Raw genomic sequence first — 18,933 nt, 5'->3', positions numbered from 1 at the left:
CAACAAGACGTCTAGACTGCGTCGCATGCCACGTCCGAGCACGCGTTCCGCCGACCGCCGCCGCAGCTACGACCAGTACTGCGCCGCTGCCCGCGCCCTCGACGCCGTCGGCGACCGCTGGACCCTGCTGATCGTCCGCGAACTCCTCGCCGGCCCCCGCCGCTACACCGACCTCCACGCCGACCTGCCCGGTGTCAGCACCGACATGCTCGCCACGCGCCTGAGGGACATGGAGCGCGACGGCCTCGCCACCCGCCGCCGCCTGCCGCCCCCCTCGTCCGCGTACGTGTACGAGCTCACCGGCCGCGGCCGCGAACTGCTGCCCGTGCTGCGCGCCCTCGCGCGCTGGGGCGCCCCCGCGCTGGACGGGCCCCGCCCCACGGACGCCGTGCGGGCGCACTGGTGCGCGGTGCCGCTGCTCGACGCGCTGGAGGCGGTCGGCGGGTCCGGGACGGTGGAGGTCCGCCTGGACGAGGGCGTGTTCCACGTCCGCCTCGGCGACGACGGCGGGCCCGCCTACGGGGACGGGCCCGCCGAGGCGCCGGACGCGCGGCTGCGCATGGACGCAGCGACCTGCGTGGCGGTGGGCGGCGGCGAACTGACGCTGACGGCGGGGGTGAAGGCCGGGCGCGTCGAGGTGGCGGGGGAGAGCCCGCTGGCCGCCGCGCTCCGGGGCGAGACCGGCCGGGGCTGACCGGCCGCCGCCCGCTGTCGTTCGCCGTCCGCCGTCCGCCGTCCGCCGTCCGCCGTCCGCTGTCGTCCGCCGTCCGCGGTGCCGGTCCTCCTTGGCAGGATGGGGGCGTGCGACTGGAACCGATCACCTGGGAACGGCTCACCGACGCGCTCGCCGAACGCCTGGACGGCCTGAGCCCCGCCGACGGGGGCCCCTGGCTGAAGGTCGCCGTGGACGGCGCCCCCGCCGCCCGGCCCGGCGACCTGGCGGACGGCGTGGCGCAGGAACTGCGGCTGCGCGGGCGGGAGGTGATCCGGGTCGGCACGTCCGGGTTCCTGCGCCCGGCGTCGCTGCGGTTCGAGTACGGCAAGGAGGACCCCGACGCGTACTACGACGGGTGGTTCGACACCGGCGCGCTGTGGCGGGAGGTGTTCGGACCGCTGGAGCCGGGCGGCAGCGGACGCGTCCTGCCCGACCTGTGGGACCCGGTCACCGACCGCGCCACCCGCAGCCCGTACCGGGAGCTCGCGCCCGGCGGCGTCCTGCTGCTGCACGGGCCGTTCCTGCTCGGGCACTGGTTCCCGTTCGACCTCACCGTGCACCTGCGGCTCTCGCGCGCCGCGCTGGCCCGCCGCACGCCCGAACGCTGGACGCTACCGGCCTTCGAGCGGTACGAGGAGGAGGTCGCCCCGGCGGACGCCGCCGACGTGGTCGTACGCGCCGACGACCCGCGCCACCCGGCCTGGACCGGCCTGCCGTGACCGGCCGCGCGGCCACCGCGCCGCGACCGGCCCGCCCGGCGTCTTGCCGTCACCGCGCCGGGCGCCCGCCCACCACCGTCACCGCCTCCGCGCCCGCCCGGCACCCCGCCGCCGCGGCCTCCGCCACCGTCGCGCCGGCCAGCCGGGCCGCCAGGAAACCGCCCGCGAAGGCGTCGCCCGCGCCCGTGGTGTCGACCGGCCGCACCCGCGGCGCCGGCACCCGCGCGACCACCGCGCCGGCCTCCGCGACCAGCGCGCCCTCCGGGCCGAGGGTGATCGCGACCAGCCGGTGGCGGCGGCTCAGCGCGGCGGCCGCCGCCTCCGGAGCGGGCAGGCCCGTCAGCAGCGCCGCCTCGTCGGCGTTCGGGAACAGCACGTCCGCACCGGCCACGGCCCCCAGGAACCGGTCGACGCCCAACGCGCCGACGAACCCGGTGGACGCCGGGTCCACGCTCACCGGAACGCCCCGTTCCCGCGCCGCGGCCGTCGCGAGCACCGCCGTGTCCCGGCTGGTCGCGGCGAAGAACAGATAGCCCGACAGGTGCAGGTGGGCCACCCCGTCCAGCAGCCGCGGCGAGAAGTCGGCGGGGGCGAGCCGCAGCACCGCGCCGCTGTCCGTGAGGAAGGTCCGCTCCCCGCCGGCCTGCCCGTCGACCAGCGCCACCACCGTCCCGGTCGGCGCCTCCGCGTCCCGGACGAGCAGCGGGCGCACCCCGGCGCGGCGCAGCGCGGCCTCGTGCCAGGCCGCCTCGTCCACGCCGACCCGCCCCAGCAGCCGTACGTCGGAGCAGCCGGAACGGGCCGCCCAGCACGCCGCGTTCGCCGCCGCCCCGCCCGGCAGGATCCGGATCCGGGCGGCGGTGTCGGTGCCCGGGGCGAGGGGTTCGGCGTGCCGGGCCACCACATCGGTGACCACGTCCCCCACGAGCAGCAGACCGCTCACCGCGCCTCCGCCGCCCCGGTGCCCCCGCTCGCCCCGGGCGCCTCTTCTGTCCCGGGCCCTTCTCCTGCCCTGGCTGCCTCTTCCACCCCGGGCGTCGCCCCTGCCCCGGGCACCTCTCCTGTCCCGGGCGTCGCCCCCGCCCCGGACACCTCTCCTGTCCCGGGCCCTTCTCCTGCCCCGGCCGTCCACGCCGACGCGATCCGCGCCGCCAGCCGTACGTTGCCCCGTACCGCCGCCAGGTTCGCCTCCAGTGACGCCCCGTCCGTGTGCCGCACCAGGTACTCCAGGAGGAACGGCGTCACCGCCTGGCCGGTGATGCCCCGTTCCCGGCACTCCGCCAGGCCCTCCGCCAGCACCCGGTCGTGCAGTCGGGGGTCCAGTTGCTCGTCCTCCGGCACCGGGTTGGCGACGACCAGCGCCGCCCCGGGCCCGCCGAGCAGGTCCTGTGCCCGCATGACCGCCGCCACCTCCTCCGGCGACCCCACCGTCCAGTCAACCGGCTCGCCCGACGACGCGAGGTAGAAGCCGGGGAAGCGGTCCGTCCCGTACCCGGCCACGCCCACGCCGAGCGTCTCCAGCCGCTGGAGCGTCGCCGGCACGTCGAGGATCGACTTCACACCGGCGCAGACCACCGTCATCCGCGTCCGGGCCAGCAGCCGCAGGTCCGCCGACTCGTCCTGCGTGCGCGCCCACTCCCGGTGCACCCCGCCGAGCCCGCCCGTCGCGAACACCCGCAGGCCCGCCCGCGCCGCCAGGAACGCCGTCGCCGACACCGTCGTCGCCCCGCTCGCACCCGCCGCCGCCGCGAGCGCCAGGTCCCGGTGGCCCAGCTTCCGCAACGAAGCGTCCGCCGCGACCCGTTCCAGTTGGTCCCCGTCCAGGCCGATCCGGGGCACCCCGTCCAGCACGGCGATCGTGGCCGGGACGGCGCCCCCGGACCGTACGAGCGCCTCCAGCTCCTCGGCGACGGCCAGGTTGCGCGGGCGCGGCAACCCGTGCGCGATGATCGTCGACTCCAGGGCGACCACGGGGCGGCGCGCCTCCAGCGCCTCCCGCACCTCTTCCGACAACACCACTGCGGTCTGGGACATGCCCCCATCCCTGGCGCGCCGGCCACACCCCCAAACATCGGCGGCCCCGCCGCTCCCCGCCCGTACGCCCCTTTCCCGCGCCCCCTCACGCCCCCGGTACTCCCACGACGCCCCGGCAACCGACCGCGGCCTGCTCCACGCGGACCGGGACGCGAGCGTCGTCCGGCAGGGCACGGCCCTGGACGACCGGGTCACGCGCGCGCCGGTCCCCGGCACGTACGGCGTGCCGGACCGCGCCCGCGACACCGGCCACCCAGGCCCTCGACCCCGCCGCCCGCAGACACCGGGCCACCGGTACGGGTCACCGGTGGGGACGCCGGCCCCGTCGCCGCCGCCCGCGCCCGGCCACCCGCGCCGACCGCCCGGGCCCGGCCGCTCCGCCCGCCGGAACAGTCGTCAGAACAGCGGCTCCGGAAGCACCCCCTCCAGCACCAGCAGCCGCCGCTTGGTCTCCAGCCCGCCGCCGAACCCGCCGAGCCCGCCGCCCGCCTCCACCACGCGGTGGCACGGCACGACGACCGGCAGGGGGTTGGCGCCCATCGCCGCACCCACGGCCTGCGCGGCACCGGGCTGCCCGACCCGGGCGGCCAGCTCCCCGTACCCGACGAGCGTCCCGTACGGCACCCCGGACGCCAGCTCACGCAGCACCTGCCGGTTGAACCCGCTGGTCAGCGACCAGTCCAGGGGCAGCCGGAACTCCCGGAGGCGGCCCGCGAAGTAGGCGTCCAGCATCCGTATCGGCTCGGCGAGGCGTCCCGCCGCAGTCTCCACCGGCTCCGCCCCCAGTCGCGCCGCGAGCCGGGTCGGCGCCTCGCGCCGGACCTCCTCGCCCGCGTGGAAGACCACGCCGACCAGCCCGTCGGCGGTGGCCGCCAGCAGCAGCGGCCCGATGCCACTGCCGACGACCGCCCACTCCACGGTCCGCCCCTCACCCCGCGTGCCGCTGTCCATGCCGCCACGGTACGCGCCGCCACCGACAACGCGGTCGGCGAGACCGCCCGCCCCCGCCGCCCGGCCGCGTGGGCGCCGCCCGGGTGGACTACCCTCCACGCTCAGGTTCGCGGCGGAAGGCCGAGGGGTGAGGGGCGCACGGGTATGCGGGGCACAGTCGAAGGATTCAGCCACGGGCTGATCACGCCCGTGGTGGCCTACCTCATGGCCTGCCTGGGCGGGGCCCTCGGCCTGCGCTGCACGACCAGGTCCCTGCGCGCCTCCGGAGCCCCCCACCCCGGCTGGCTCGCCCTCGGCGCCGTGTCCATCGGCGCCGGAGTGTGGACCATGCACTTCGTCGCGATGACGGGCTTCCGCATCGAGGGGGTGCCCATCGGCTACGACCGCCCGATCACCTTCGCCAGCCTCGCCGTCGCGATCCTCATGGCCGGCGTCGGGATCCTCGTCGTGGGGCTGCGCGGCCGGACCGCGATGGCCCTGGTCACCGGCGGCACCATCACCGGCCTGGGCATCGCCACCATGCACTACCTCGGCATGGCCGGCATGCGCCTCCCCGGCCGCGTCGAGTACCACACCCCCACCGTCGCCCTCTCCGTGGTGATCGCCGTGGCGGCGGCCACCGCGGCGCTGTGGGCCACCGTCAGCGTCCGGGGGTTCGCGGCGAGCGTCGGCGCGAGCCTCGTCCTGGGCCTCGCGGTGACCGGCATGCACTACACCGGCATGGCCGCCGCCACCGTCCACCTCCACGGCGGCGCCACCGCGGCGTCCGGTCGCTCCGGCCCGGCGGACCCGGCCGGAGCGGCGGGCGCGGCCAAAGCGGCGGGCGCGGCCGGAGCCGCCGGGACCGCGGACGCGGCGGGCGCGGGAGCCGCCGGCGCCGCGGGCGGCGCGCCCGACGTGACCGTGGCGGCCGACGGCGGTACGGCGCCCCTCGTCCCGCTCCTCGCCGGACCGGCCGCGTTCCTGGTCCTCGCGGGTGTCGTCGTGCTGTTCGACCCGACCCTGGTCGGCGGCGACGGGCCCGGGCGGCACCCCGCCGACCCGCGCGCGCACCGCCCCGGCGTCCCCGCCCCGCGCCACCGCGACCACGACGCCGGCCGCTGACCGGGGGCCGTGCGCCGCGGGCCCGGCGGACGACGCCCGGCTGTCAGTGCGGGGTCGTACGGTGGACTCATGCGGCCCGTAACCCAGATCGAACGCTCGGTGGCGCCCTTCGAGGTCGTCAGCCCGTACCAGCCCAGCGGTGACCAGCCCACGGCCATCGCCGACCTCGAACGGCGCATCCGCGCAGGTGAGAAGGATGTCGTCCTGCTCGGTGCGACCGGCACCGGCAAGTCGGCGACCACGGCCTGGATGATCGAGCGGCTCCAGCGGCCCACGCTCGTCATGGCGCCGAACAAGACCCTGGCCGCGCAGCTGGCGAACGAGTTCCGCGAGCTGCTGCCGAACAACGCCGTCGAGTACTTCGTGTCGTACTACGACTACTACCAGCCCGAGGCGTACGTCCCGCAGTCGGACACGTACATCGAGAAGGACTCCTCGATCAACGAGGAGGTGGAGCGCCTGCGCCACTCCGCCACGAACTCCCTGCTCACCCGGCGGGACGTGGTCGTCGTCGCCTCCGTCTCCTGCATCTACGGCCTGGGCACGCCCCAGGAGTACGTCGACCGGATGGTCTCCCTCAAGGTCGGCGACGAGATCGACCGGGACGAGCTGCTGCGCCGCTTCGTCGACATCCAGTACACGCGCAACGACCTCGCCTTCACGCGCGGCACGTTCCGGGTGCGCGGCGACACGATCGAGATCTTCCCCGTCTACGAGGAGCTCGCCGTCCGCATCGAGATGTTCGGCGACGAGATCGAGGCCCTCTCCACGCTGCACCCGCTCACCGGCGAGGTCATCAGCGACGACCGGCACCTGTACGTCTTCCCCGCCAGCCACTACGTGGCGGGCCCCGAGCGCATGGAGCGCGCCGTCAACGGCATCGAGCGCGAGCTGGAGGGGCGCCTCGCCGAGCTGGAGCGGCAGGGCAAGCTGCTGGAGGCCCAGCGGCTGCGCATGCGCACCACGTACGACATCGAGATGATGCGCCAGATCGGTTCCTGCTCCGGCATCGAGAACTACTCGCTGCACTTCGACCAGCGCGAGCCCGGCTCCCCGCCCAACACCCTCCTCGACTACTTCCCCGAGGACTTCCTGCTGGTCATCGACGAGTCCCATGTCACCGTGCCGCAGATCGGCGCCATGTACGAGGGCGACGCCTCCCGCAAGCGGACCCTCGTCGACCACGGCTTCCGGCTGCCGTCCGCGCTGGACAACCGGCCCCTGAAGTGGGAGGAGTTCCAGGAGCGCATCGGCCAGGCCGTCTACCTGTCGGCCACGCCCGGGCCGTACGAGCTGTCCCGCTCCGACGGGTTCGTCGAGCAGATCATCCGCCCCACGGGCCTGGTCGACCCGGAGGTCGTCGTCAAGCCCACCGAGGGCCAGATCGACGACCTGGTCCACGAGATCCGCCTCCGCACCGAGCGCGACGAGCGCGTCCTGGTCACCACGCTCACCAAGAAGATGGCCGAGGACCTCACGGACTACTTCCTGGAGCTGGGCATCCAGGTCCGCTACCTGCACAGCGACGTCGACACGCTGCGCCGGATCGAGCTGCTGCGCGAGCTGCGCGCCGGCGAGTACGACGTCCTGGTCGGCATCAACCTCCTGCGGGAGGGCCTCGACCTGCCCGAGGTGTCCCTGGTCGCCATCCTCGACGCCGACAAGCAGGGCTTCCTGCGCTCCGGCACGTCCCTCATCCAGACCATCGGCCGCGCCGCGCGCAACGTCTCGGGCCAGGTCCACATGTACGCGGACACGATCACACCGGCGATGGCGCAGGCCATCGACGAGACCAACCGCCGCCGAGAGAAGCAGGTCGCGTACAACAAGGCCCACGGCATCGATCCGCAGCCGCTCCGCAAGAAGATCAACGACATCGTCGTCACCCTCGCGCGCGAGGAGGTCGACACGGAGCAACTGCTGGGCACGGGCTACCGCCAGTCGAAGGACGGCAAGGGCGCCAAGGCCCCCGTCCCCTCCCTGGGGTCGGCGGCGAAGGCGGCGAAGGCGGCCAAGGACGGCGGCAGGGCCGGCAGGGGCGGGACGGCCCGCGCGGGCGCCGTGACCAGCGACCGCCCCGCCGCCGAGCTGGCCGGGATCATCGAGGAGATGACCGAGCGGATGCGGGCCGCCGCCGCGGACCTCCAGTTCGAGGTCGCCGCCCGGCTGCGCGACGAGGTGGGCGAGCTGAAGAAGGAGCTGCGCCAGATGAAGGAGGCGGGCATCGCCTGACGGGCCTCCCGGCCCGCCGGGGCGCGCCGCCGCGGACGCGGCCGGGGACGCCGCGTCCGCTGTGTTGCAACACCGACACAAAGGGGGTCTTGCCGTGATGCCGGCGCCGCGCCCCCGCATAGGGTGCTCGCAACCGCGCCCCCACCACAGGGCGGCCGCGGGGAACGCTGAAGAGAGGGGACAGCGCGTGTCGGTCAACTTGACCAAGGGCCAGGCCATCAGCCTGCAGAAGAGCGACGGGGGGTCCCTGTCCGCGGTGCGGATGGGGCTCGGTTGGCAGGCGGCGCCGCGCCGCGGTCTGTTCGGCTCGCGCACCCGGGAGGTCGACCTCGACGCGTCGGCGGTGCTGTTCGCCGGCGGGGACCCCGTCGACGTCGTCTTCTTCCGCCACCTGGTGAGCGACGACGGCTCCGTCCGCCACACCGGCGACAACCTGGTGGGCGGCGCGGGCCAGGGCGGCGACGACGAGGCGGTCCTCGTGGACCTCCAGCGGGTCCCGGTCCACATCGACCAGATCGTCTTCACCGTCAACTCGTTCACCGGCCAGACGTTCCAGGAGGTGCAGAACGCGTTCTGTCGCCTCGTCGACGAGACGAACGGCCAGGAGCTCGCCCGCTACACCCTGAACGGCGGTGGCCAGTACACCGCGCAGATCATGGCGAAGGTGCACCGCACCGGCGGCGGCTGGACCATGACGGCCATCGGCGCCCCGTCCAACGGCCGGACGTTCCAGGACCTGATGCCGGCGATCCTGCCGCACCTGTAGCCGCACCCCGGCGTTACGCACCGCAGCTCCCGGAGGCCCGGCCACCGGGAGCTGCCACGCGTGCGCCACCGACGCGTTCCGCGACGCACGCCACCCAGCCGCAACCACCGAGGGGACGACAGGCGATGACGGCCGAGCTGGTCCGGGGGCAGAACCACCCGCTGCCCGACACCCGACTCGAGATCCGGGTGTCGTCCGGTGTGCCGGTGGCGGTGGGGGCCGTGCTCTCCGACGCAGCCGGGACCGTCGCCGGAGCGGAGGGGGTCGCCCACCCCGGCGCGCCGGCCCTGCCCGGCGTCGAGGTGTCCCGCCGGGCGGCCACCGAGCACCGGCTCACCGTGGACCTGGAGGCCCTGGCCGCGCGTGTGCACCGCGTCGCCGTCCTGCTGGCCCTGCCCGCGGACACGGGCGGGCCCGGCCGCTTCGGCGCCGTCGCCGCGCCCTTCGTCGCGGTCGCCGCGCCCGGCGGCGCCGAGGTCGCCACGTACACCCTCACCGGCTTGGAGGCCGAGTCCGCCGTCATCGCCCTGGAGCTGTACCGCCGACAGGGCGCCTGGAAGGTCCGCGCCGTCGGCCAGGGGTACGCGGACGGCCTCGCCGCGCTGTTCCGGGACCAGGGGGTGCCCTGCGCGGCCGAACTCGCCGCGGCCGTCCAGGACGCCGTGGCGCGCGGCCTGGACCGCGCCGCCGCCGCGCCCCCGCCCCCTACCGGGGAGGGCGACCGGCCCCACCGCCCCGCCCCGCCTGTTCCGGCCCCGCCCGCGCCTGCCCCGCCCGTTCCGGCTCCGTCCGCGCCCGCCTCGCCCGCGCCTGCCCCGCCCGTTCCGGCTCCGTCCGCGCCCGCCTCGCCCGCGCCTGCCCCGCCCGTTTCGGCCCCGTCCACGCCTGCCCCGCCCGTTCCTGCCCCGCCCGCGCCCGCCCCGTCCGTTCCGGTCCGGTCCGCCCCGCCCGTCGGCCCCGTCGACTACACGCACCCCCGCCGCCGGACCGCCCCGCCCCCGCCGGCCGCGTCCGCGCCACCCGTGCCGCCCGGCGCCCCCGCCGCCCCGGTCGCCGGCGACGCCGCCGGCTGGTCCATGGAGGAGCGCCTCTACAACCAGGTCTGGGGCATGTTCGAGGACCTGGCCCGTACGACCGCCGCCTACCGGGGCGCCGTCGACTTCGCGGAGTCCCGGATGGAGCGGGAGCTGGACAGCGCCCTGTCCGACCCGCGCAGCCGCCTCGGCACGGGGGACGCCGCCCGCGCCGAGGCCGACGCCAGGTGCCGGGAGCTCACCGGCCGGGCGCGCGAGGCCCTCGACCGCGACCTCGCCCAGCTCACCGCCGAGTCCGACGTCGTCGAGCCCGCGCTCCCGCCCGCCTTCGCCCGCTGGGACCATCCGGTGTGGCACGCCTACCGCGTCCCCACACAGGCCCCGATGGCGCTGCGCCTCGGCGACCTCCACCTCCCGGAACGGCCCGAGCTGCGCATTCCCCTGCTGGTCAGGCTTCCCCTGGAGCGCGGCCTGTGGGTGGACAGCGGTCGCCGCGGCTCGGAGCGGGCCCTGCTCACGGACGAGGACCGGCTGCGCCGCCTCGCCCTCGACACGGCCGTCGCGCACGTCGCGCGCCTCCTCGCCGTCCACCCGCCGGGCGACTTCACCGTCCACGTGATCGACCCGGCCGGCTCGGGCGCCGCCGCGTTCGCCCCGCTCACCGGCTCGGGCGTGCTGGCCGAGCCCCCGGCGGCGGGGCCCGGGGGAGTGGCGACGGTCCTGGCGCGGCTCACCCGGCGCGTGGACCTGGTGCAGATGGCGGTGCGCGGCGGCGCCGGCGCGGACGCGCTCCCGCCGGACCTGGACACGGCCGAGCAACTGCTCGTCGTCCACGACTTCCCGCACGGCTTCGACGACCGGGCCGTCACCCGGTTGCGGTACCTCGCCGACGAGGGCCCGGCCGTGGGCGTGCACCTGATGATGGTCGCCGACCGCGAGGACGCCCGTGCGTACGGGCCGGTGCTGGACCCGCTGTGGCGTTCGCTGCTGCGCGTCCCCCCGGTGCCGGACGACCACCTGGCGGACCCGTGGGTGGGGCACGCCTGGACGTACGAGCCGCCGCGGACACCGCAGGGCAGCCGGGTGCTGCACCAGGTCCTCGCGAGCGTCGCGGAGGCCCGCCGCACCCGGCGCCACTGACCGCCCCGCGCCCCCCTCCCGTCCCCGTACAACCTCACTGAACTGGGCTTTTGGGCTCTCCTTTGCCAGGCGCTTTACCTATCCTTGGTATTTCGTGTACGGTTCCTTTACGCGGAGGGGAGTACTCCCACACAGCGGCGTGCCCGTCAGTACGGACCGGTCGGACGGAGACCTGTCCCGGGGCGCCGGCCCCCGCGCCGCCCGCACCACGGGCGGTGCCCGGGTGGAAGAGACCTCCGGCAGCGACGACGCTGATCAGTAGCCGTACGACGCCGGAGGCGCAATGGACGTTTCTATGACCTTGTGGGCGGTGACCGTTCTCGGTCTCATCGCCCTGATCGCGGTCGACTTCCTCATCGGGCGCAAGCCCCATGACGTGTCGATCAAAGAAGCCGGGATCTGGACGGCCGTATGGATCGTCCTCGCCGTGCTGTTCGGCCTCGGCCTGCTCTTCTTCGGCGAGAGCAAGGCGTCCGGCGAGTTCTTCGCCGGCTTCATCACCGAGAAGTCGCTGAGCGTCGACAACCTCTTCGTCTTCGTCCTGATCATGGCGAAGTTCTCCGTGCCGTCCCACCTCCAGCAGCGGGTGCTGCTGATCGGCGTGCTCATCGCGCTCGTCCTGCGGGCCGTGTTCATCGCCGCCGGCGCCGCGATCATCGCCAGCTTCTCGTGGGTCTTCTACATCTTCGGCGCGTTCCTGATCTACACCGCCTGGAAGCTGATCAAGGAGGCATCCTCCGACGAGCCCGACGAGGAGTACGAGGAGAATCGTCTCCTCAAGTCGATCGAGCAGCGCTTCGGCGTCGCCGACCGCTACCACGGCACGAAGCTGTTCCTCCAGGTCAACGGCAAGCGGGTGCTGACCCCGCTGATGGTGGTCATGCTCGCCATCGGCACCACGGACGTGCTGTTCGCGCTGGACTCGATCCCCGCGATCTTCGGCCTGACCCAGGACCCGTACATCGTCTTCACCGCGAACGCCTTCGCCCTGATGGGTCTGCGGCAGCTGTACTTCCTCATCGGCGGCCTGCTCAAGAAGCTGGTCCACCTCAGCTACGGCCTCTCCGTCATCCTCGGCTTCATCGGCGTGAAGCTGGTGCTGCACGCCCTGCACGAGTCGGGGGTGCACGTCCCGGAGATCTCCATCCCGTTCTCGCTGGCGGTCATCTGCGGTGTCCTGATCATCACCACGATCACCAGCCTCATCGCCTCCCGCCGGCAGTCCGCCGAGGGCGAGAAGGAGACCGACTCCACGAAGGTCTGACACAACCGGAAACGCACGGCACCGGCCGGGTCGTTCGACGACCCGGCCGGTGCCGTGCGTTCACCGGCGGGAGCCCCGGGCGGGCCGTCCCGCCCCGACTCTCACGCGGTCGCCGGCTCCCCCGCCCGGCCGCGCCTCCCCGCGCCCGCCGCCGGCACGGTCTCCGGGAGCAGCGCGAAGCAGCCCAGGCTCACCACCGCGACCCCCGCCAGATACGCCGCCACGCTCCACGGCGGCCCGGAACCGCCCGCGGCGGCCGTCGCCACCACCGGCGTCAGCGCCCCGCCGAGCACCCCCGCCAGGTTGTAGCCCACCGCCGCCCCCGTGCACCGCACCCGCGGCTCGTACAGCTCCGGCAGGTACGCGCCGATGACCGCGAACATCGTGATGAACGCCAGCAGCGCCACCAGGATCGCCAGGAACATCAGCACCGGCCGCCCCGTGTGCAGCAGCCCCACCATCGGGAACATCCACAGCGCGCACACCGTGCACCCCGCCAGGCACATCGGCCGCCGGCCGTACCGGTCGCCCAGCATCGCCGCGAACGGCGTCACCGCGCCCTGCACGGCCACCGCCGCCATCACGCACCCCAGCATGACCGTGCGGCTCACGCCGAGCCGCTCCGTGCCGTACGCCAGCGCCCAGGTGGACACCGCGTAGAACACGGCGTACCCCACGGCCAGCGCCCCCGCCGTGAGCAGCAGCAGCCGCCAGTGCCCGCGCACCACCTCCAGGAACGGGGCGCCCGCCCGCCGCCCCGTCTCCGCCAGCTCCCGGAACTGGGGCGTCTCCGCCAGGGACGACCGCAGCAGCAGCCCGCCCAGCGCGAGCAGGCCCGCCGCCCAGAACGGCACCCGCCACCCCCACGACCGGAACGCCGCGTCGCTCAACCCCGCCGAGAGCGCCAGCATCACCCCGTTCGCCAGCAGGAACCCCACGGACGGGCCGACCTGCGGAAAGCTCGCCCACAGCGCCCGTCGCCGCCGCGGGGCGTGCTCCCCGGCCAGCAGCACCGCCCCGCCCCACTCGCCGCCCAACCCCAGCCCCTGGAGGAAGCGCAGCACCAGGAGCAACACCGGGGCCGCCGGCCCGATCACCGCGTACGACGGGACGCAGCCCACCGCGACCGTCGCCGCGCCGGTCAGCGCCAGGGACGCGAAGAGCACCGGCCGCCGCCCGCGCCGGTCGCCGACGTGGCCGAAGACCACCGCTCCCAGGGGGCGCGAGACGAAGCCCACCGCGAAGGTCCCGAAGGCGGCGAGCGTCCCCGCCAGCGGCGAGAACGTGGGGAAGAACAAGGGCCCCAGGACCAGCGCGGCGGCGGTCCCGTAGACGTAGAAGTCGTAGAACTCGACGGCGGTCCCGGCGAGGGAGGCCGCCGCCAGCCGCCCCATGGGCGGCCCGGCCGGGGACCGCCCCGGCGGTTGCCCCGACGGCCGCCGGGGCGGCTCCGAGGACGCGGGCGTGTGACTGTGGCGCATGCCGCGCCAACCGTCCGGGCCGCGCCCCGGTCACGGGGCGCACGGACGCGCGGGGGACGGTACCGGGCGCGCGGGGGCGGTATCCGGGCGCGTCACCAGCCCCGCGCGCGCCACTCCGGGAGCTGCGGGCGCTCGTCGCCCAGCGTCGTGTCCCGGCCGTGGCCCGGGTAGACCCACGTCTCGTCCGGCAGGGCGTCGAACAGCTTGGTCTCCACGTCGTGGAGCAGGCTCGCGAACGCCTCCGGGTCTTTGTGGGTGTTCCCGACGCCCCCGGGGAACAGGCAGTCGCCGGTGAAGGCGTGCGGGTGGCCGTGCGGGTCGTCGTAGATCAGCGTGATCGAGCCGGGCGTGTGCCCGGTCATGCGGCGCGCCGTCAGCTCCACCCGGCCCACCCGGACCGTGTCGCCGTCCTCGACGAGGACGTCCGTCGGCACGTCGATCCCCTCGGCGTCGTACCGCCCCGCGTACGTGCGGGCCCCGGTGGCCGCCACCACCTCGCGCAGCGCGTACCAGTGGTCGTGGTGGCGGTGGGTGGTGACGACGGCCGCGATGCCGTCGTCACCGATCAGCCGGAGCAGGGTCCGCGGCTCGTTGGCCGCGTCGATCAGCAACTGCTCGCCGGTGGCCCGGCAGCGCAGCAGGTACGCGTTGTTGTCCATCGGTCCGACGGCGACCTTCGAGATGATCAGGTCCGCCAGTTCGTGCACGTCCGCGGGTCCGCCGACCTTCACCGCTCCGCTGTACGTCATGGGGCCAGCCTATAGCGGGGGCAGCGCCGGGAGGGAGCCGTTCGAGACGTTCAGCGCGGAGCCGTCGCGGCGGCCCGCGAGCCAGCCGAGCAGGTCGGCCGCGGGGCCCCGGACGACGACCGGGCCGCCGGCCGCGCCGCCGCCCGTCGTCCACGTCCGGCCGTCGTCGGCGGTGACCGTGGTGGCGGGGACGTCCCGGTGGCCGGCGAACCGCTCCGTCAGGAAGACGATCTCCCGCTCGGTGAACTCCTCCGGCAGGTCCTCCAGCTCGTAGCCGACGCCCAGGTCGACGTGGTGGAGCTCGACCTCGACGAGACGGCGGAAGGGGACGCGGGCGGCCCGGTCGGTCACCCCGTTGCGGAGCTCCACGGTGCGGCCCCAGTCCGCCGGCGCGTCGCCCTCCGCCAGGAAGCGGGCGGCGCTGGACCGCAGGTCGTCGAGGTGGGCGGCGAGCGGGCGCCGGGCGTCGCGCTCGATGTCGGCGTCGCGGGCCTCGGCGCTCGTGTACATGGGCAGGCCGCGCAGGACGTTCACCAGGGCGTCCGCGTTGCGGGCGAGGTGGGCCAGGACGTGGCCGCGGGTCCAGCCGGGGAGGCGGGACGGCTCCGCGGCGGCGGTGTCGTCGAGCGCGGAGGCCGCCGAGAGCAGCCGATCGGTCGCCTCGCGTACGGAGGCCAGGTCATGGGCGTGATCGATCATGGTGCTGACAGTAGCGCCGCCACTCGTTCGGGTGAAGGCGGTGGAACGCGACCTGAAATCGAATGCACGTGCTATACGCTCGATGGAGGCATCCTTGAAAGTCAGGCAGTCATCCATCTGGCGGCCCCCATAGGCTGGGGCGGTCGGGGGCAGGGGCTGTACTACCCCCCGCTTCTCTCAAGAAAGGTGCGGACCCGGCGTGGCCGACCGTCTCATCGTCCGTGGCGCGCGCGAGCACAACCTGAAGAACGTCTCGCTCGACCTGCCACGCGACTCCCTCATCGTCTTCACCGGGCTCTCGGGGTCGGGCAAGTCGTCCCTCGCGTTCGACACGATCTTCGCCGAGGGGCAGCGCCGCTACGTCGAGTCGCTCTCGTCGTACGCCCGGCAGTTCCTCGGCCAGATGGACAAGCCGGACGTCGACTTCATCGAGGGGCTCTCCCCGGCGGTCTCCATCGACCAGAAGTCGACCTCGCGCAACCCGCGCTCCACGGTCGGAACGATCACGGAGGTCTACGACTACCTCCGGCTCCTCTTCGCGCGCATCGGCAAGCCGCACTGCCCCGAGTGCCGCCGGCCGATCTCCCGCCAGTCGCCGCAGGCGATCGTCGACAGGGTGCTGGAGCTGCCCGAGGGCAGCCGCTTCCAGGTCCTGTCGCCGCTGGTGCGCGAGCGCAAGGGCGAGTTCGCCGACCTCTTCGCCGACCTCCAGACCAAGGGCTTCAGCCGCGCCCGGGTGGACGGGCAGACCGTCCCGCTGACCGACCCGCCGAAGCTGAAGAAGCAGGAGAAGCACACGATCGAGGTGGTCGTCGACCGCCTCACGGTCAAGGAGAGCGCCAAGCGGCGGCTCACCGACTCCGTGGAGACCGCGCTCGGCCTCTCCGGCGGCATGGTCGTGCTCGACTTCGTCGACCTCCCCGAGGACGACCCCGAACGCGAGCGGATGTACTCGGAGCACCTGTACTGCCCGTACGACGACCTGTCCTTCGAGGAGCTGGAGCCCCGCTCCTTCTCCTTCAACTCGCCCTTCGGCGCCTGCCCCGACTGCACCGGCATCGGCACGCGCATGGAGGTCGACCCGGAGCTCGTCGTCCCCGACGAGGACCGCTCCCTCGACGAGGGGGCCATCCACCCCTGGTCGCACGGCCACACCAAGGAGTACTTCGGCCGCCTGGTCGACGCGCTCGCCCAGGCGCTCGGCTTCCGCACCGACATCCCGTGGGCCGGGCTGCCCCAGCGGGCCAAGAAGGCCCTGCTGCACGGCCACAAGACCCAGGTCGAGGTGCGGTACCGCAACCGGTACGGCAGGGAGCGGGCCTACACGACGGCCTTCGAGGGCGTCCTCCCCTTCGTCAAGCGCCGCCACAGCGAGGCCGAGAGCGACTCCAGCCGCGAGCGCTTCGAGGGCTACATGCGCGAGGTGCCCTGCCCCACCTGTGAGGGCACGCGCCTGAAGCCGATCGTCCTCGCCGTGACGATCATGGACAAGTCCATCGCGGACGTCTCCGCCATGTCCATCAGCGAGTGCGCCGACTTCCTCGGCCGGCTCACGCTCAACGCCCGTGACAAGAAGATCGCCGAGCGGGTCCTGAAGGAGGTCAACGAGCGCCTGAGGTTCCTGGTCGACGTCGGCCTCGACTACCTCTCGCTCAACCGCGCGGCCGGCACGCTCTCCGGCGGCGAGGCCCAGCGCATCCGGCTCGCCACCCAGATCGGCTCCGGTCTGGTGGGCGTGCTGTACGTGCTCGACGAACCGTCCATCGGCCTCCACCAGCGCGACAACCACCGCCTGATCGAGACCCTCGTCCGGCTCCGCGACATGGGCAACACCCTCATCGTCGTCGAGCACGACGAGGACACCATCAAGGTCGCCGACTGGGTCGTGGACATCGGCCCCGGCGCCGGTGAGCACGGCGGGAAGGTCGTCCACTCCGGGCCGCTGGAGCAGCTCCTCGGCAACGAGAAGTCGGTGACCGGGCAGTACCTGTCCGGCAGGAGGTCCATCCCCGTCCCGGACGCCCGCCGCCCCGTCGACCCCGCCCGGCAGCTGACCGTGCACGGCGCCCGCGAGAACAACCTCCGCGACATCGACGTGTCGTTCCCCCTCGGCGTGCTCACGGCGGTCACCGGAGTCTCCGGCTCCGGCAAGTCGACGCTGGTCAACGACATCCTCTACACCCATCTGGCGCGCGAGCTGAACGGCGCCAGGTCCGTGCCCGGACGGCACACGCGCGTGGACGGCGACGACCTCGTCGACAAGGTCGTCCACGTCGACCAGTCGCCGATCGGCCGCACCCCGCGGTCCAACCCGGCCACGTACACCGGTGTCTTCGACCACATCCGCAAGCTGTTCGCCGAGACGACGGAGGCGAAGGTCCGCGGCTACCTGCCGGGCCGGTTCTCCTTCAACGTCAAGGGCGGTCGCTGCGAGAACTGCTCCGGCGACGGCACCATCAAGATCGAGATGAACTTCCTCCCGGACGTGTACGTGCCGTGCGAGGTCTGCCACGGCGCGCGCTACAACCGGGAGACCCTGGAGGTCCACTACAAGGGCAAGTCCATCGCCGAGGTGCTGGACATGCCCATCGAGGAGGCCCTGGACTTCTTCGAGGCCGTCCCCACGATCTCCCGCCACCTCAAGACGCTCAACGAGGTCGGCCTGGGGTACGTGCGGCTCGGCCAGTCCGCGCCGACCCTGTCGGGCGGCGAGGCGCAGCGCGTCAAGCTCGCCAGCGAGCTCCAGAAGCGCTCCACGGGCCGCACGGTCTACGTCCTCGACGAGCCGACGACCGGCCTGCACTTCGAGGACATCGCCAAGTTGATCAAGGTGCTGTCGGACCTGGTCGACAAGGGCAACACGGTGATCGTCATCGAGCACAACCTCGACGTGATCAAGACGGCGGACTGGCTGGTCGACATGGGTCCCGAGGGCGGCAGCGGCGGCGGCCTGGTCGTCGCCGAGGGCACGCCGGAGACGGTCGCGGGCGTGCCCGCGAGCCACACCGGCAAGTTCCTCCGCGACATCCTGGACCCGAGCCGGATCAGCGACGCCACGCCGGTGAAGGCGAAGACGCAGGGGAAGGCGAAGGCCAAGCGCCCGGCGCGCATGGCCGCCTCGACCGCCCGCTGCGCCGCCCCCGGCCCCCCGCGGGCCGGCCGGCCCCCGCCACCCGGGGGCGGGTCCTCCGCCACCCCTGGCCCGGACCCCGCCGCTCCGAGCGGCGGGGACCGGGTCGCGCGGGCGTCCGCACGGCCGCCGTTCCGGTCCGCCCGCCCCGGCCCCGGGGCGGGACCCGGGCCCGGGGGCGGTGGTCTGCGTCGGTATCGTCGGGTCCGTACCCGTCGTACCGACGCGTCCCCTGTTCCCGCACGCCCTGGAGCGCCCATGTCCGGCCAGCCCGCCACCCGCCGAACCGTGCTGAAAGGCGCCGCCCTCGCCGGTGCCGCGGGACTGGGGGCCGCCGCCTGCTCCACCGAATCCAAGCTGGGCCACGCCCGGACGCCGACCCCGACCGCGCCCGTCGACCTCGGCACGGCCGCCGAGGTGCCCGTCGGCGGCGCCCGGCTCTACCGCGAACAGCGCCTCCTCGTGCACTGCCCCGCCCGGGGCGAGTACAAGGCGTTCAGCGCCCAGTGCACCCACGCGGGCTGTGTCCTCGACAAGATCGAGGAGAACGAGGGCAACTGCCCCTGCCACGGCAGCCGCTTCGACGTCACCACCGGCAAGGTCCTCAGGGGCCCCGCGACCGTCCCGCTGCCCGAGGTGCCCGTCACGGTCAGGGACGGCAAGCTCATCGCCGGCCCGCAGGACTGACCGCCCCACCGCCGGGCCCCGGCGGCCCCGCCCGCCCGCCGAGGCCGCTCCCGCGCCCGCCCGGCCCGCTCCCGACCGCCCGCCCCCGCCCCTGCCGGCCGCCGGGCCGGCCGACCGCCTGCCGGGGCTGCTTCCGCGTCCGCGCCCGGCCGTCCACCCGGGTTGCTCCCGCCCCGCTCCCGCCGGCCGCCGGACCGGCCGACCGCACCGGTCCGCCCCCCCGGCCCG

General features: G+C 74.6%; 13 protein-coding genes and 2 pseudogenes. 9 read left to right on the top strand and 6 right to left on the bottom strand.

Annotation, left to right across the window (positions count from 1 at the left end; all coding sequences use genetic code 11):
* Positions 1-25 precede the first annotated feature (25 nt).
* A complete protein-coding gene (locus RND61_RS05015; RefSeq protein WP_315876457.1) occupies positions 26-694 on the top strand; it encodes a winged helix-turn-helix transcriptional regulator in 669 nt (222 codons plus the stop codon).
* A 107-nt stretch (positions 695-801) separates the two neighbouring features.
* Positions 802-1,434, top strand: a complete 633-nt coding sequence (locus tag RND61_RS05010) for a uridine kinase (RefSeq protein ID WP_315876456.1) — start codon at positions 802-804, stop codon at positions 1,432-1,434.
* A 49-nt stretch (positions 1,435-1,483) separates the two neighbouring features.
* On the opposite strand, the gene RND61_RS05005 is transcribed toward RND61_RS05010, so the two are convergent.
* The 3 genes and pseudogenes from RND61_RS05005 to RND61_RS04995 form a co-directional block, all read right to left on the bottom strand.
* Positions 1,484-2,377: a carbohydrate kinase family protein gene (locus RND61_RS05005; RefSeq protein ID WP_315876455.1), complete on the bottom strand. Its 894-nt coding sequence runs from the start codon at positions 2,375-2,377 to the stop codon at positions 1,484-1,486.
* A 179-nt stretch (positions 2,378-2,556) separates the two neighbouring features.
* Positions 2,557-3,468 (bottom strand): annotated as a pseudogene (locus RND61_RS05000) (pseudouridine-5'-phosphate glycosidase); the annotation flags it as partial.
* Positions 3,469-3,864: 396 nt separating this feature from the next.
* Positions 3,865-4,419 carry a methylated-DNA--[protein]-cysteine S-methyltransferase gene (locus tag RND61_RS04995; RefSeq protein ID WP_315876454.1) on the bottom strand — a complete coding sequence of 185 codons (555 nt, stop codon included), beginning with the start codon at positions 4,417-4,419 and terminating at the stop codon, positions 3,865-3,867.
* A 144-nt stretch (positions 4,420-4,563) separates the two neighbouring features.
* On the opposite strand from RND61_RS04995, the gene RND61_RS04990 reads away from it, so the two are divergent.
* The 5 genes from RND61_RS04990 to RND61_RS04970 all read left to right on the top strand — a co-directional run bounded on the left by RND61_RS04990 (position 4,564) and on the right by RND61_RS04970 (position 11,959).
* The gene (locus RND61_RS04990) at positions 4,564-5,523 is read left to right on the top strand and encodes an MHYT domain-containing protein (protein ID WP_315876453.1); all 960 of its coding nucleotides are present in this window, start codon (positions 4,564-4,566) and stop codon (positions 5,521-5,523) included.
* A gap of 69 nt (positions 5,524-5,592) precedes the next feature.
* A complete protein-coding gene (gene uvrB / locus RND61_RS04985; protein ID WP_315876452.1) occupies positions 5,593-7,755 on the top strand; it encodes an excinuclease ABC subunit UvrB in 2,163 nt (720 codons plus the stop codon).
* 187 nt (positions 7,756-7,942) lie between these two features.
* Positions 7,943-8,521: a TerD family protein gene (locus tag RND61_RS04980; RefSeq protein WP_315876451.1), complete on the top strand. Its 579-nt coding sequence runs from the start codon at positions 7,943-7,945 to the stop codon at positions 8,519-8,521.
* Positions 8,522-8,646: 125 nt separating this feature from the next.
* Positions 8,647-10,695, top strand: a complete 2,049-nt coding sequence (locus RND61_RS04975; protein WP_315876450.1) for a TerD family protein — start codon at positions 8,647-8,649, stop codon at positions 10,693-10,695.
* Between the two features lie 283 nt (positions 10,696-10,978).
* Positions 10,979-11,959 (top strand): TerC family protein, encoded by a 981-nt coding sequence (locus RND61_RS04970; RefSeq protein ID WP_315876449.1) that lies wholly within the window; start codon positions 10,979-10,981, stop codon positions 11,957-11,959.
* A gap of 101 nt (positions 11,960-12,060) precedes the next feature.
* On the opposite strand, the gene RND61_RS04965 is transcribed toward RND61_RS04970, so the two are convergent.
* From RND61_RS04965 to RND61_RS04955, 3 genes are all read right to left on the bottom strand, one after another.
* Positions 12,061-13,353: an MFS transporter gene (locus RND61_RS04965; RefSeq protein ID WP_315876619.1), complete on the bottom strand. Its 1,293-nt coding sequence runs from the start codon at positions 13,351-13,353 to the stop codon at positions 12,061-12,063.
* Positions 13,354-13,532: 179 nt separating this feature from the next.
* Positions 13,533-14,189, bottom strand: coding sequence for an MBL fold metallo-hydrolase (locus RND61_RS04960; protein WP_315876448.1), 657 nt, complete (start codon positions 14,187-14,189; stop codon positions 13,533-13,535).
* Between the two features lie 9 nt (positions 14,190-14,198).
* On the bottom strand, positions 14,199-14,888 hold the full coding sequence (locus RND61_RS04955) for a maleylpyruvate isomerase family mycothiol-dependent enzyme (protein WP_315876446.1): 690 nt from the start codon (positions 14,886-14,888) through the stop codon (positions 14,199-14,201).
* A 199-nt stretch (positions 14,889-15,087) separates the two neighbouring features.
* On the opposite strand from RND61_RS04955, the pseudogene uvrA reads away from it, so the two are divergent.
* Together uvrA and RND61_RS04945 are read left to right on the top strand one after the other, a co-directional pair.
* Positions 15,088-18,006: pseudogene (gene uvrA, locus RND61_RS04950) on the top strand (excinuclease ABC subunit UvrA); the annotation flags it as partial.
* Positions 17,998-18,705: a Rieske (2Fe-2S) protein gene (locus RND61_RS04945; RefSeq protein WP_315876617.1), complete on the top strand. Its 708-nt coding sequence runs from the start codon at positions 17,998-18,000 to the stop codon at positions 18,703-18,705. The pseudogene uvrA and the gene RND61_RS04945, both read left to right, overlap by 9 nt.
* Positions 18,706-18,933: the final 228 nt, after the last annotated feature.

Origin of the sequence: Streptomyces tamarix (assembly GCF_032423885.1) — a bacterium.
Taxonomy (GTDB): Bacteria; Actinomycetota; Actinomycetes; order Streptomycetales; family Streptomycetaceae; genus Streptomyces; species Streptomyces tamarix.
The sequence above is the reverse complement of the archived record's forward strand: the minus strand, read 5'-3'. Positions and strand labels throughout refer to the sequence as shown.

Bases quoted from the DNA above. Each gene is read 5' to 3' on its own strand.
- RND61_RS05015 (WP_315876457.1), top strand. From the start codon at position 26: ATGCCACGTCCGAGCACGCGTTCCGCCGACCGCCGCCGCAGCTACGAC.
- RND61_RS04975 (WP_315876450.1), top strand. From the start codon at position 8,647: ATGACGGCCGAGCTGGTCCGGGGGCAGAACCACCCGCTGCCCGACACC.
- RND61_RS04960 (WP_315876448.1), bottom strand. From the start codon at position 14,189: ATGACGTACAGCGGAGCGGTGAAGGTCGGCGGACCCGCGGACGTGCAC.
- RND61_RS04955 (WP_315876446.1), bottom strand. From the start codon at position 14,888: ATGATCGATCACGCCCATGACCTGGCCTCCGTACGCGAGGCGACCGAT.
- RND61_RS04995 (WP_315876454.1), bottom strand. From the start codon at position 4,419: ATGGACAGCGGCACGCGGGGTGAGGGGCGGACCGTGGAGTGGGCGGTC.
- RND61_RS04965 (WP_315876619.1), bottom strand. From the start codon at position 13,353: ATGGGGCGGCTGGCGGCGGCCTCCCTCGCCGGGACCGCCGTCGAGTTC.
- RND61_RS04990 (WP_315876453.1), top strand. From the start codon at position 4,564: ATGCGGGGCACAGTCGAAGGATTCAGCCACGGGCTGATCACGCCCGTG.
- RND61_RS04945 (WP_315876617.1), top strand. From the start codon at position 17,998: ATGGCCGCCTCGACCGCCCGCTGCGCCGCCCCCGGCCCCCCGCGGGCC.
- RND61_RS04970 (WP_315876449.1), top strand. From the start codon at position 10,979: ATGGACGTTTCTATGACCTTGTGGGCGGTGACCGTTCTCGGTCTCATC.
- uvrB (WP_315876452.1), top strand. From the start codon at position 5,593: ATGCGGCCCGTAACCCAGATCGAACGCTCGGTGGCGCCCTTCGAGGTC.